The following is a 13484-nucleotide window of genomic DNA, read 5'->3' on the forward strand; positions in this document are numbered from 1 at the left end:
GAGTTTCAGGAGCAGGATGACCGCCAGAAGAGACCTCGAACGCGAACTGCGCGGCCCCTCGGCAGCGCTGGACCAACTCTCCGATGGGGAGACCGCGGATCTGCTCGCGCTGTTTCAGGCAGCCCGGCAACAGGAGCGATTCGCCCTGGCCGAATCGATCGACGGGATGGTCGGCGCGCTGCCGAAACCGCTGCGCGGAGTGACCAAGCGGATCATGTTCGGAGATGCCGTCGGCTGATGAGTGAGCTGGTAACCCGCGCCCAGATCATTCTCTTGGCGCGCACCCTGCACGTATCCCCGCATCGGCTGGCCCATCTGGAGCGCCTGGGCGCCGAGCACCTGCACGACCTGCAGCAGCGAATGGCGGCCGTCATCTTCGACGAGCATGCCGAGACGTTCCGCCGGATCAGCAAGCTGGTGCCGTTCATCCCGCTGAGCATCTCGATGCCCCTGGTGCAGCGGATCGTGCCGCCGATGATGACCGGCCGGGCCGCCGGCGCCGTCGGCATCGACCACCCCCGCAAGGCATCCGAAACGCTGACGCTGCTGCGCACGTCGTACGTCGCCGACTGCGCCCCGTATCTGGATACCAGGACGATCGGCACCGTGGCCGAGATCGCGCCGACCGAGTCGGTGATCGAGGTCGTGAACGAGGTGCTGCGCCGCCGCGACTACGTAACGGCCGGACCGTTCCTCGGCGCCGCCACTCCCGAACTGATCGCCGCGGTCGAACGGGGCGTACCCGACGACGAGGGCATGATCTTCTCCGCCGCCTTCGCCTATTCCGCGGCGAGCATCAGTGCGATCATGCGGCAGCTGCTCACCGGGCCCGCGCAGCGAGTTCCGCGGATGGTGCACACCGTCCTCATCGGGTCACCCGAATTGCAGTCGGCGGCGCTGTCCGTATTCGCCCGCTGCGACACCGACGTGGTCGGCGCGGTCGGCGACATCCTGTTCAGCATCGGGTCGACGGCGTCGATCGGGACGCTCGTCAGCAATGCCGGGCGCATGGGTGTGACGGCGGAATTGCTGACGTTCACCGGCCAGCTGAGCCCGCTGTCGCTGGACCGGATGGCCGCGAATCCGGTTGTCGCCGAGACGGATACGCTGACCGGCCTGGTCGGCGCGCTCGACGGCCGCACCCGGCCGGACAGCTGGCGCGGCCTGCTGGAACTCGGGGTGCGCCTCGACGGCGGCAGCAAGCGGATGCTCGCCCGCCTACTATCCCAGCTCCCCGAGCCGACGGTGGGACAGCTGCCGCAGCGTGCCACCGAGGCCGGACTGTGGCCGAAGCTGCTGGACCTCATCGCCGACGCCGACGCCGACGTGCAGGCGCGCATCGGCGCGATCTGGGCGGCGCTGCCCGCCGAGCGGCGCACCGCCCTGCAACGCCACCTGGACGAAACCGCGACCGACCCCCGCCTGAACATCCTCCGCGGCGCGATCCCGACGATCTCGGTCGAAGAGGTCTTCTTCCGGCGGCGGCAGATGCGCAGGCACGGGCCGGGCAGTGCTGATTTCGAGCGCGGCTGGGTGCCGACGCGACCACGGAGCAACCCCAGTTCTGAACGGCGCGGCTGAATTCCAACGCGGCTGAGTTCCAACGCGGCCACGGAGCAACCCCAGTTCTGAACGGCGCGGTTGAGTTTCAGTGTGGGTGGAGTTCAATCGCGGCCACGGAGCAACCCAAGTCCTGAACGGCGCGGCTGAGATCCAGCGCGGGCGGAGTTCCAACGCGGCCACGGAGCAACCCAAGTCCTGAGCGGCGGGGCTGCTGAGTTCAATCGCGGCCTGGAGCGGCCTAACCTTCACTGGCGGGCGGTGTACTCGTCCCGTCACCGGCATCCCGGCGAACGCCGGGACCGAGTCGAGACTTCACGTTCCTACGTCACGACTCGATCCCCGCGTGCGCGGGGATGACTGGCATCCGTCAGGGCCACCGCGGTGTGAGGACGGGCGGCCGACAGCTTCCTCGACAACTCAGCCGACCGCAACTTTGCGCTTGGCTGGGGCCTTTTTCGTCTTCGTGGCCCCGGCCTTGGTAGCTCCCGTTTTGGTGGTCCCAGCCTTGGTTTTTCCGGCCCCTGACGCAGCGGGCTGCACCGCCAGCGCCTCGCTCAGGAACTGCCCCGTGTAGCTTTCCGGCACTGCCGCAATATCTTCCGGGGTGCCCTGTGCGATGACGGTGCCGCCGCCCGAACCGCCCTCCGGGCCCATATCGATCACCCAGTCCGAGGTCTTGATGACGTCCAGGTTGTGCTCGATGACGATCACGGTATTGCCCTTGTCGACCAGGCCGTTGATGACGCCGAGCAGCTTACGGATGTCCTCGAAGTGCAGGCCGGTGGTCGGCTCGTCGAGGATGTAGACGGTGCGGCCGGTCGAACGCTTCTGCAGTTCGGCGGCCAGCTTCACGCGCTGCGCCTCACCGCCGGACAGCGTCGGCGCGCTCTGGCCCAGCCGGACGTAGCCGAGGCCGACGTCGACGAGCGTCTTGAGGTACCGGTGGATCGAGGTGACCGGCTCGAAGAATTCGGCCGCCTCCTCGATGGACATGTCGAGCACCTCGGCGATCGTCTTGCCCTTGTAGTGCACCTCGAGGGTCTCCCGGTTGTACCGGGCGCCGTGGCACACCTCGCACGGGACGTAGACGTCGGGCAGGAAGTTCATCTCGATCTTCAGCGTGCCGTCGCCCGAACATGCCTCGCAACGGCCGCCTTTCACGTTGAACGAGAACCGGCCCGGCTGGTATCCGCGCACCTTGGCCTCGGTGGTCGCGGCGAACAGGGTGCGGATCTTGTCGAACACACCGGTGTAGGTGGCCGGGTTCGAGCGCGGCGTGCGGCCGATCGGCGACTGGTCCACCTGCACCAGCTTGTCCAGGTTGTCCAGGCCGTTGATGCGGGTGTGGCGGCCGGGCACCTGCCGGGCGCCGTTCAGCTTGTTGGCCAGCACCGTCGCCAGGATGTCGTTCACCAGGGTCGACTTGCCGGAGCCGGAGACGCCCGTGACCGCGGTCAGCACGCTCAGCGGGAAGTTCACGTCGATGCCGCGCAGGTTGTGCTCGTTGGCGCCGACGACGGTGAGCTGCTTCTTCTTGTTCACCGGGCGCCGCACCATCGGCACCTCGATCTGTTCGCGGCCCGAAAGGTACGCGCCCGTCAGCGAATTCGGGTCTTTCAGCAGACCCTGGTAGGGGCCGCTGTAGACGACCTGGCCGCCGTGTTCGCCCGCCATCGGGCCGATGTCGACCACCCAGTCCGAGGAGTGGATGGTGTCCTCGTCGTGCTCGACCACGATCAGCGTGTTGCCGAGATCCCGCAGCCGCGACAGCGTCTCGATCAGGCGGCGGTTGTCGCGCTGGTGCAGCCCGATCGAGGGCTCGTCGAGCACGTACAGCACGCCGACCAGGCCGGAGCCGATCTGTGTGGCCAGCCGGATGCGCTGCGCCTCACCGCCCGACAGCGTCGCCGCCGCCCGCGACAGCGTCAGGTATTCCAGGCCGACGTCGAGCAGGAAGCCCAGACGCGCCTGGATCTCCTTCAGCACCTGCCCGGCGATGGCCGCCTCCCGCTCCCCCAGCTCGAGCGAGTTGAGGAACTTCGAGCAGTCGCGGATCGAGAAGTCGCAGACCTCGGCGATGGACCGGCGGCCGCCCTCGGAGTTCAGCGTGACGGCCAGGATCTCCGGGCGCAGCCGCGCGCCGCGGCACACGGGGCACGGGATATCCCGCATGTACCCCTCGTAGTGCTCCTTCATCTGCTCGGACTCGGTGTTGTCCATGCGCCGCTGCAGGAACGGCATCACGCCCTCGAAGTCGGCGTAGTAGGAGCGCTTGCGGCCGTACCGGTTGGTGTAGGACACGTGTACCTGGTCGTTGCTGCCCTCCAGCACGGCCTTGCGGGCCTTGGCGGGCAAGCGATTCCACGGGGTGTCCATGGCGAAGCCGACCGCCTCGGCAAGACCCGACAGCAGCCGGGTGAAGTACTCGGCGGTCTGCCCGCGCGACCACGGCGCGATCGCGCCCTCGTTCAGGCTCAGGTCGGGATCCGGCACCACCAGGTCCGGGTCGACCTCCTTGCGGATGCCGAGGCCGGTGCAGTCCGGGCAGGCGCCGTAGGGCGAGTTGAACGAGAACGAGCGTGGCTCCAGATCCTCGATATCGAGGGGGTGGCCGTTGGGGCAGGCCAGCTTCTCGGAGAAGCGGCGCTCACGGTCGTGCGCGTGCTCGTCGCGGTCGACGAAATCGAGCACCACGATGCCGTCGGCCAGCCGCAGCGCCGTCTCGATCGAATCGGTCAGGCGCTGCTTGGACGTCGGCTTCACCGCGAGGCGGTCGACGACCACCTCGATATCGTGCTTTTCCTGCTTCTTCAGCTTCGGCGGATCGGTCAGCGGGTGCACCACGCCGTCCACCCGGACGCGCGAATAGCCCTGCGTGTTCAGCTGATCGAACAGGTCGACGAATTCGCCCTTGCGGGTGCGGACCACCGGCGCCAGCACCTGGAACCGGATGCCCGCTTCCATCGCCAGCACCTGGTCGACGATCTGCTGCGGCGTCTGCTTGGCGATCAGCTCGCCGCAGACCGGGCAGTGCGGGGTGCCGGCGCGCGCGTACAGCAGGCGCAGGTAGTCGTAGACCTCGGTGATGGTGCCGACGGTGGACCGCGGATTGCGGTTCGTGGACTTCTGGTCGATCGAGACCGCGGGCGACAGGCCCTCGATGAAATCCACATCCGGCTTGTCCATCTGGCCGAGGAACTGCCGCGCGTAGGCCGACAGCGACTCCACGTAGCGGCGCTGGCCCTCGGCGAAGATGGTGTCGAACGCGAGGCTGGACTTGCCGGACCCGGACAGTCCGGTGAACACGATGAGGCTGTCGCGGGGGAGGTCGATATCGACCCCCTTGAGGTTGTGCTCCCGCGCTCCGCGCACCGTCAGGCGATCCGCCACAGGCCGTCCCTTCTCGATCGTGTTTCGGCGTCCAGAACTCCCCCGCCGTCATGCTAAGCACACCCACCGACAAGTTTGAGCTCGAGCGGGCATCGAGACACCGGACCAGGGATTTCGCGATCATCGGCAGAAGCGGCGGGGCCGGGGGCGGCTTACGCAACCACGTCGGCTCCCGCGGACACCGGCGGATGACCGGCGACTCCCCCGCGACCGCACTGATCCAGCTTACGCGCGTCAGGCGGGGCCGAGCACGATCACCGAATTGTGCCCGCCCATGCCGAGGGAGGTCTTGACGGTGTAGCCACCCGCGAACGGGGTCGGCCCGTCGAGCAGCCGCGGATGCGCGGGCGCGACGATCGGCGCGGCGGGCACGACGCCGCGCTCGTACCCCAGCGCCGCCGCGGCGACCTCGACCCCCGCGGCCGCGCCCATGCAGTGGCCGGTCAGCGGCTTCACCGAATAGACCTGCGGGCGATCGGCGAACAGCTCGGACAGCAGCGTCGTCTCCGCGACGTCGCACTGCCGGGTGCCGGGCCCGTGGGCGTTGTAGTAGGTTATCTCGGAAGCCTGCACACCGGCGAAATCCAGTGCGCGGCGGGCACATTCGAAGAACTGCGCCAAACTGGGCTCGACCGAGACCACATGGTGGGCGTCGTTGGTCATGGCACCGCCCAGCATCGAGACGTAGGGCCGCTCGGCGGCTCGGGTGGCCACGAACGCCACCGACGCCTCACCGAAGCTGAAGCCCCGGCTCCCCTCCTGGAACGGACGGCACGCGTCCAGCGGCTCGGTATCCGACACCGCCGCCCCCATCTTCACGAAATGCTCGACCATGTCGGGACTGCCCGACACGTCGGTCGTCACCACGATCACATCATCGGCGAAACCCTGGTCCAGCCACAGCTTCGCGGTGATCAGCGCGACGTTGGCCGAACTGCACGCCGCCGACACGTTCATCGACGGACCGTGGAAGCCGAACTCCTTCATCAGGACCGCGATCGGGGTGGACGGGAGTAATCGCAGGTAGTCGCGCGAGCGCCGATGGCCGTGGTCGACGCTGTAGAAATCGCGCCAGTCGTAGACGTCGCCGAGCACGATCGCGTGCAGCAGGCCCACCGTGCGGCCGGGCCGCCAGCCGCGCTCGGTGGCGTCGGCGATCGCCTCGCGCGCCGACTGGTGCATGGCGCGCGCGTAGCGGCTCGGGCTGACCGCCGGATCGCCGCCGTCGGGTAGTCGGGCCACCCAGGCGTGCTCGTCGCGGCCGGGGCCGTACCCTGGGTACAGCCGGGCCGCGGACTTGCCGCTCAGCAGACCCTGCCAGAGAGTCTCGCGCCCCCAGCCGTACCCACTGACGACACCGATCCCGGCTATCGTCATATGATCTTGATACTGTTCCGCGGGCTGCGGAGTGGTGGTGCTCGGCATCGCATCGCTCCTTCACCGGTCCCGGGCCGGATAGCGAATAATCTGCCATCACTGAGCAAACCGGTAGCTGTAATGATCGCCAATCAGGGCCCGATGAAGTGCCCGAACTGTGACTGATCCAATACCGTCGACGCTGTGATCTTGTACACGTCGATACCAGAATGATCCCATGTGCCGTTGACGCAAATCATCGATGATCAGGGGGTACGTGTGGTTGAGGTGGGTGACGACCGGGACGATCCGGTCGATGCCGAACAGCTTGCCCAGCGGTACCGCACCCTGGTCGAGCACAGTCCCGACGGGGTCGTGGTCCATGAGCGCGGCATCATCGTATTTGCTAATCCAGCAATAGTAGGGCTACTCGGTGCCGATTCTACCGAGCAGGTCGTAGGCCGGCCGGTGACCCAGTTCGTCGACCCGAAGTCGATCCCCGGCATGCTCGAGCGGATCGGCCGGCTCGAGGCCACCGGCGACGCGTCCGACCCCGCCGAGATGACCCTCATCCGCACCGACGGCAACACCGTCGACGTCGAGACCGTCTCGGTGCTCACCGTCTGGCACGATCGGCTCGCCTACCAGGTGGTCATCCACGACCTCACCGCCCAGCGCCACGCCGAGGCCGCCCAGCAGCGCGCCGAACAGCACTTCACCACCGTCGTCTCGCAGCTCGAGGAGGGCGTGGTGGTGATCGACCGCGACGGGCGCATCGAGTCGGTCAATCCCGCGGCCATGCGGATCTTCGGCCACGACGGCGGCGATCTGGTCGGCACCCGGATCGACGCGCTGCCGCTCGCGCTGCTCGACGCCAACGCCCAGCCGCTGCCGCCGATGCGGCACCCCGTCGCCCGCACCCTCGCCACCGGCGAGACCATCACCCGCTACGTATTCGGGGTGGACCGGCCCGACGGGCAGCGGCGCTGGCTGTCGGGTTCGAGCCGGTTGCTGAACCCCGGCGACCCGGACTCCCCCGCGGTGTCGTCGTTCAACGACATCACCGAATTCCGGGCCAGCCGAAGGCAATTGGAGTACCAGGCCACGCACGATCCGCTGACCGGGCTGGCCAACCGCTCGCTGGTGCTGTCGCGGCTGGCGGCCGCGCTGGGCACCAGCGAGGAGCTGCCGGTGTCGACGGTGCTGTTCATCGATCTGGACGGCTTCAAGACCATCAACGATTCACTGGGCCACGCCATCGGCGACACCGTGCTGCAGATCGTGGCGCAGCGCCTGCAGCGCAGCCTGCGCGGCGACGACGTGGTGGGCCGCATCGGCGGCGACGAATTCCTGGTGCTGCTGTCCGGCCACACGCTGCCGGTCGATCTGGACACGCTGGTGATGCGGCTGCGGCAGAGCATGGCCGAGCCCATCATCGCCCGCGGCCACCGCATCCACGTCGACGCCTCCATCGGCGTCACCCCGCTGCACCCCGGCGACACCCGCACCCCCGAGGCCGTCCTGCACGACGCCGACCTGGCGATGTACCGCGCCAAACCGGACACCCGCCGCGAGAACAACACCCTGGGCCGCCGCCCGAACAGCACACACGCCTCCTGAAAGCGCGCGTGTCAGGCTCCTCACCTGGGATTACGGCGAGCGAGCCGAAGCCGAACTAGACTCGACAACTCTGTTTTCTCTGCACGCGGCCCCTCCGCGGCCGACCCGTGGTGACAAGGAGTTGACGTCTTGCCCGACCGCCTCACCGAGGATCGCCCGGCCACCGACCGCGCCGCCGACATCGACCGCGAGCAGCAGCACCTGACGCGGCTGTACCAGCGGCTGGACGCCATGCGCGAGTATGCCCAGCGCCGCCTGAAGACCGTGCTATTGGAGGCGGGCGGCACCCCGCAGGCACGCAGCGAGCGCGAATCGTTCACGCAGCTCTATACCGAGGACCTGGCCAAGTACGACGCCGCCGAGCACGGGTTGTGCTTCGGCAGGATTGATCTGGCCGCCGCAATGACAGACGACCTCGCGGCGAACGAGACCAACAACTCCGCCGAAGTCCGGTATATCGGCCGCCTCGGCATCCTGGACGAGGACGACGACTACGCGACCCTGCTGCTGGACTGGCGCGCCCCGCTGGCCCGGCCGTTCTACCTCGCCACCACCGCGAAACCCGACGGCGTCACGCGGCGTCGGCACATCCGCTCGCGCAATCGCGAGGTCACCGCCGTCACCGATGAATTCCTGGACCTCGACGCCGCCCGGGAGGCCGGGGCGATCGACTCCGACGACGGTGGCGTGGGCAGCGAGAGCGCGCTGCTCGCCGCGCTCAATGCCGCTCGCACCGGGCATATGAGCGACATCGTCGAGACCATCCAGAGCGAGCAGGACGCCATCATCCGCTCCGAGCACAAGAGCGTGCTGGTGGTGCAGGGCGGTCCGGGCACCGGGAAGACGGCCGTCGCGCTGCACCGCGCGGCCTACCTGCTCTACACCTACCGGCAGCAGCTGGACAAGGCCGGCGTGCTGATCATCGGCCCGAACACCACCTTCCTCGACTACATCGGCCAGGTGCTGCCGTCGCTGGGCGAGACCGGCGTGCTGCTGTCCACCATCGGCGACCTGTATCCGGGAGTGCGTGCGGCGCTGGAGGATTCGCTGCGGGCGGGCGAGCTGAAGGGCTCGACGGACATGCTCGAGGTGCTCAAGAAGGGCGTGCGGGACTGGCAGCAGGTGCCGCGCGAACCGATCCCGCTGCATTTCGACGGCTACGACCTGACGCTGGACCGCAAGGTCGTCACCAAGGCCCGCGGCCGCGCACGTTCGTCGCGGCGGCCGCACAATCTGGCGCGGCCCATCTTCGCCGCCTCGGTGGTCGACGCGCTGACCGAGCAGCTGGCCGAGATCCTCGGCCGCGACATCACCGGCGGCACCAGGAATCTGCTCAGCCAGGCCGATCTCACCGAGATCCGCGACGAGATGCGCGCCGACGCCGACATCCAGCGCGAGATCGCGAAGCTGTGGCCGATCCTGTCGCCGCAGGAGGTGCTGGCCGGGCTGTGGGCCGATCCCGATCGCCTGGCCCGCGCCGCCGGGGAGCTGACGCCGGAGGATCGCAAGGAGCTGTACCGCCCCGACGACGGGCGGTTCAGCGCCGCGGACGCGCCGCTGCTGGACGAACTGGCCGAGCTGCTCGGTGTCGACGACGCCGAGGAACGGGAGCGAGCCCGCCGCCGCTGGCGCGCCCAGCTCGCCGAGGCGCAGGACGCCCTGGACATCCTGACCGGTTCCGCGCCACAGGATCTCGAGGACGAGCTGGACCCCGAGATCCTGATGGCCTACGACCTGATCGACGCGAGCCAGCTGGCCGAACGCCAGCACGTCGGCACCCGCCAGACCACCGCCGAGCGGGCCGCCGGGGATCGCACCTGGACCTACGGCCACGTGATCGTCGATGAGGCGCAAGAGCTTTCGGAGATGGCGTGGCGCATGGTGATGCGCCGCATTCCCAATCGCTGGGTCACGGTGGTCGGCGACGTCGCGCAGACCGGCGATCCGGCGGGCGCCTCGTCGTGGCAGCACATGCTGGAACCGTATGTGGCCAAGCGGTGGAAGCTTGCCGAGCTGACCGTCAACTACCGGACCCCGGCCGAGATCATGGCGGTGGCGGCCGATGTGCTGGCAGCGGTCGATCCGGACGCCGAGGCCCCCCGCTCGGTGCGCGAATCAGGTTGTCCGCCAGAGGCTTTCCGCGTCGCCGCCGACGATGCCGTCGCGACGGTACGGCGGCTGGTGGATGCGGAGGCCGAGCGGCCCGGCATCACCGCGGTGCTCGCGCCGCACGCACAGGTCGGCGACTACACCGAACTCGCCGGTGACTCCGTCCGCGTCCTGACGGTCTCGGAGGTGAAGGGTCTGGAGTTCGACGCGGTGATCCTGGTGGAGCCCCGCAGCGTGCTCGACGAATCCCCGCGCGGGCTGAACGACCTCTACGTGGCGCTCACCCGCGCCACGCAACGGTTATCGGTGGTGCACACAGGCGAGCTACCCGACGTGCTGAGCAGGCTGAAACAGGCTGAGTGAGCTGGACAAGCTGAATTAGCTGGACGAGCTGAATTAGCTGGACAAGCCAGCATACTGGTTCAACCGAAAACCACAGCGGCCGTGAGCAAGTGAATGCTCACGGCTGCCATGTTCCGCGCCAGCGCAGCTCAGCGCACGGTGTGCACGATCAATACGTCCGTGCGGGACTTGCGGGCGACGTCCGAGGGCACCGAGCCCAGCAGGCGCCCCGTCAAAGTGTTGAGCCCTCGGTTACCGACAACCAAGAGGTCAGCCTCGACCTCCTTCATGAGGGTCAGCAGCGACTCCACGGGCTCGCCGACGATGGCCTTCTCCACGATGTTGGCGGCGCCCGCGGCGGCGGCGCGGTCCCGCGCGATGCGCAGGATCTCGTTGGTCGGCGCGGAGCCGCGCACCTGGTAGGCCTCCTCCTTGAGCACATCGGCCGCGGCCGCGACATCGCGATCATCGGTCGGGTAGTACGCGCAGGCGATGTACAGGGTGGCGCCCGCGTCACCGGCCAATGCGGCGGCCTTCTCGACGGCGACATACGACGAGTCCGAGCCATCGGTACCGACGACAATGGATCGGTAGGCGGTCATCTCTCCTCCAAACGTGCAACGGGTCGGATGCCGGCGCGTTTCGCCCGCTACTGCGGACACCGCGCGGCAACTGCGCTAGACCATAACCGGTGTCAGGCCGGAAATATCCCAAATCGCAACACATCACACCCGCGTGCCGAGTAACACGCAGCACACATTCGCGCACGAGACCCAGAAAGGACCCGCACTACCAGCGGCGATTCCGGTATTCCGGGGTACCGTTGCGATCCACAACACCGGACCGAACGGTATTGTGCCACTGGGATTTTCGTCACAGCATCACATTTCCGGGAGCTGCCCCGCGGCGCGTTGTCCCGGGTCCGGCGCAGGTCGGGGACGGTTCGTGAGGTTTCACAATTGTGCCGTCCCCGCCGCCGCTGGTAGTTCGCCCGGAAATGCCGAGTATTGCCGCGAATACCTCCGCCGTTCGATCAACCGAGGCTGAAAAGCGGCCCCGTGATCGTCAATCCGAGATCGGACACGTGCGCGAAGAAGGCGAACAGCATGAGCGCCGCACCCGCCAGTGCGAGGTCCTTGTTGAATTGGATCATCTCGGTCTGCTTCGCCTGGGCGTCGGTTTCCTTCCAGAACGGATGCATCAGGACCGCGGTCGGCAGCAGGAACACCAACAGCAACAGCGCCCCGAGGTCGGCCCACACGCCGAGCAGGATGCTCACCGCGCCCAGCACCTGCAGCACACCCGATCCGAGCACCGCCAGTTTCGCGGCGGGCACACCCTTGCTCTCGGCGTAGGGCACCATCGCGTCGGGCTGGCTGAGATGCCCGAACGCCGAACCGAGGAACAACACGACGAACAAGATCCGCCCGATCAGCACCAGAACATCCATGGACAGCGCTCCTCTGTGTCGTCGGCAGGACGGCGGTACACAACGGCAGGTCGCCTGCCGGGCTGGTAATGCAGTATTCAACTACCTTCCCGGCGAGAAATTCCCGGCAGTACAGCGGCCCGCCGATGCTGGGCCGGTCGGGATCACCGGCGTCTCATCCTGTGAGAATACCGAGGTCTGGGACTTTTCAGGCCGGTATGCGGCGGCGAGTTACCCGCAGACCAGTTCGGGCGCGGCGCGCTCGGTTTCGCCGGGGCCGTGGTGCAGCACATCCGGCTGCAGCGATTCCAGATCCGCCCGGGCACGCCGCAGCAGAGCTGCGGCGCGGGCACGGAAGACTTCGGCGGCAGCGGGATCGCCGACGAGATCCGCCAGATCAGCCAGCACGCCGTCCGTGGGCCCGAAAACAGCCGTCCCACCGGCCAGTCCGATCAGGGTCCCCGAGCAGTGCCGCAGCTCCTCCAGCAGGTCACGGGCCACCTCGACTTCGCCGAGCGCCACCGCAGCCCGCGCGCGGAACGCCGCCATCACCGGCCAGTAGAAGTCGCGGCGGACCGCAGGATGACGCCGGAACACGGTGCGGGCGCCGTCCCGGTCCCCCGCGTGGATCAGCGCCATCGCGTAGATCTGGGCGACCAGCTCCGGCTCGACCTCGTACAGCGCGGCCAGCCGATCGGCCGGGCCGGACAGGTCGTTGCGCGCCCACGCCACGGTGAGCGCGCCGATCAGCAGCGTCTCATCCTCGTTGGCGACGCCCGACTGCCGCATCCGGGCGTCGAACCGCCGATACTCCGCCTCGGCCGCCTCGAGGTCGCCGCACAGCACCGCCGACACGGCCGAGAACGCGGGCAGGATGTCCAGCAGGGATCGCAGTTGCCCGGCCGACGCGTACTCGAGTGCGCGGGTCATATGACGGCTCGCCGCGCGCAGGTCCGAGACCCGGCAGGCGGCGCGGAACCGCAAATAGTGGGCGACGGCCTGATATTCGGGCAGTCGCGCCGACCGGGCCGCGCGCAGCAGATCGTCCGCGACGCGATCCCAGCCGTCCAGCATGGCCGGGCCGGTGATCACGTGGGCGAGCGCGTTGAGCGCGGCACACAGCAGCTCCGGGTCGCCGGTCGCCTCGGCCGCGTCGACCGCCTCGCGCGCCCAGCGGTGCACCTGCTCGGTGGCACCGACGACCTCGGATTCCAGCACCAGGGCCACCAGCACCCGGGCCCGCTCGGCCGGTGTATCCACCTGCGCCAGAGTCGATTCCAGCAATCGCGTCAGAGACCGGTCCGGTGCCCGCCAGTCCCGGATTCCCGTGAGCACGGGCGCGCGCCAGCAGGTGAGTGCCCGCACTCGCAGCGCCGTGTCATCGATGTCCGACGCCAGCTGCACCGCGCGCTGCCGGACGGCCCGCGCGGCCAGGGTGCGGCCGCCGTAGGCCAGGCTCCCGGTGAGCGCGCACAGGGCCTCCACCAGTGCGCGGCGATCACCATCATCGGCCGAATCCCCTGCGTGCCCGGCCAATTCGTGCAGAGCGACCGCGGCCTGCCAGTGTTCGGCCGCATCGGCCCGCGCGCCGCCGCCATCGCAGCGGAGGGCCGCCGCGACCACGTAGCCGAGCGCGTGCGTCGCGGTCGACCGCGCGGCGCCGCGGGCCGCGTGC

At 68.6% G+C, this 13484-nt stretch carries 9 protein-coding genes and 1 pseudogene; 4 read left to right on the forward strand and 6 right to left on the reverse strand.

Translation table 11 applies throughout. The annotated features are described in order from the left end of the window. Nucleotides 1-16: 16 nt before the first annotated feature. Complete coding sequence (locus tag NM1_RS11075) at nucleotides 17-238, forward strand: hypothetical protein (protein ID WP_068017731.1); 222 nt, start codon at nucleotides 17-19, stop codon at nucleotides 236-238. Then, entirely contained in the window at nucleotides 238-1581 is a 1344-nt protein-coding gene (locus NM1_RS11080) for a hypothetical protein (RefSeq protein ID WP_068017733.1), read from the forward strand. The genes NM1_RS11075 and NM1_RS11080 overlap by 1 nt, the downstream gene beginning before the upstream one ends. Before the next feature lie 399 nt (nucleotides 1582-1980). Here the strand turns inward: NM1_RS11080 and uvrA are convergent, their stop codons facing one another. The 3 genes from uvrA to NM1_RS43000 form a co-directional block, all read right to left on the reverse strand. Then, nucleotides 1981-4953: an excinuclease ABC subunit UvrA gene (uvrA, locus tag NM1_RS11085; RefSeq protein WP_068017736.1), complete on the reverse strand. Its 2973-nt coding sequence runs from the start codon at nucleotides 4951-4953 to the stop codon at nucleotides 1981-1983. A 234-nt stretch (nucleotides 4954-5187) separates the two neighbouring features. Next, nucleotides 5188-6330 (reverse strand): beta-ketoacyl synthase N-terminal-like domain-containing protein, encoded by a 1143-nt coding sequence (locus NM1_RS11090; RefSeq protein WP_068017763.1) that lies wholly within the window; start codon nucleotides 6328-6330, stop codon nucleotides 5188-5190. A gap of 96 nt (nucleotides 6331-6426) precedes the next feature. Further along, nucleotides 6427-6693 carry a hypothetical protein gene (locus NM1_RS43000; RefSeq protein WP_169814241.1) on the reverse strand — a complete coding sequence of 89 codons (267 nt, stop codon included), beginning with the start codon at nucleotides 6691-6693 and terminating at the stop codon, nucleotides 6427-6429. Between NM1_RS43000 and NM1_RS11095 the strand changes: the two genes are divergently transcribed. Both NM1_RS11095 and NM1_RS11100 read left to right on the forward strand, forming a co-directional pair. Further along, nucleotides 6598-7929: a diguanylate cyclase domain-containing protein gene (locus tag NM1_RS11095; protein WP_068017738.1), complete on the forward strand. Its 1332-nt coding sequence runs from the start codon at nucleotides 6598-6600 to the stop codon at nucleotides 7927-7929. The two genes, NM1_RS43000 and NM1_RS11095, sit on opposite strands and share 96 nt — an antisense overlap. Nucleotides 7930-8160: 231 nt before the next feature. Further along, on the forward strand, nucleotides 8161-10401 hold the full coding sequence (locus tag NM1_RS11100; protein ID WP_084519416.1) for a HelD family protein: 2241 nt from the start codon (nucleotides 8161-8163) through the stop codon (nucleotides 10399-10401). Nucleotides 10402-10529: 128 nt separating this feature from the next. Here the strand turns inward: NM1_RS11100 and NM1_RS11105 are convergent, their stop codons facing one another. The 3 genes and pseudogenes from NM1_RS11105 to NM1_RS43005 form a co-directional block, all read right to left on the reverse strand. Then, nucleotides 10530-10982, reverse strand: a complete 453-nt coding sequence (locus tag NM1_RS11105; RefSeq protein ID WP_068017743.1) for a universal stress protein — start codon at nucleotides 10980-10982, stop codon at nucleotides 10530-10532. Between the two features lie 431 nt (nucleotides 10983-11413). Then, on the reverse strand, nucleotides 11414-11830 hold the full coding sequence (locus NM1_RS11110) for a DoxX family protein (RefSeq protein WP_068017746.1): 417 nt from the start codon (nucleotides 11828-11830) through the stop codon (nucleotides 11414-11416). Nucleotides 11831-12040: 210 nt separating this feature from the next. Next, nucleotides 12041-13484 (reverse strand): annotated as a pseudogene (locus NM1_RS43005) (ATP-binding protein); the annotation flags it as partial.

Source organism: Nocardia mexicana NBRC 108244 (assembly GCF_001613165.1).
Taxonomy (GTDB): Bacteria; Actinomycetota; Actinomycetes; order Mycobacteriales; family Mycobacteriaceae; genus Nocardia; species Nocardia mexicana.

What these genes read in the sequence shown, in the direction of transcription:
- NM1_RS11075 (WP_068017731.1), top strand. Translation starts at nt 17, where the DNA reads ATGACCGCCAGAAGAGACCTCGAACGCGAACTGCGCGGCCCCTCGGCA.
- NM1_RS11080 (WP_068017733.1), top strand. Translation starts at nt 238, where the DNA reads ATGAGTGAGCTGGTAACCCGCGCCCAGATCATTCTCTTGGCGCGCACC.
- NM1_RS11090 (WP_068017763.1), bottom strand. Translation starts at nt 6,330, where the DNA reads ATGACGATAGCCGGGATCGGTGTCGTCAGTGGGTACGGCTGGGGGCGC.
- NM1_RS43000 (WP_169814241.1), bottom strand. Translation starts at nt 6,693, where the DNA reads ATGGACCACGACCCCGTCGGGACTGTGCTCGACCAGGGTGCGGTACCG.
- NM1_RS11100 (WP_084519416.1), top strand. Translation starts at nt 8,161, where the DNA reads ATGCGCGAGTATGCCCAGCGCCGCCTGAAGACCGTGCTATTGGAGGCG.
- NM1_RS11105 (WP_068017743.1), bottom strand. Translation starts at nt 10,982, where the DNA reads ATGACCGCCTACCGATCCATTGTCGTCGGTACCGATGGCTCGGACTCG.
- NM1_RS11110 (WP_068017746.1), bottom strand. Translation starts at nt 11,830, where the DNA reads ATGGATGTTCTGGTGCTGATCGGGCGGATCTTGTTCGTCGTGTTGTTC.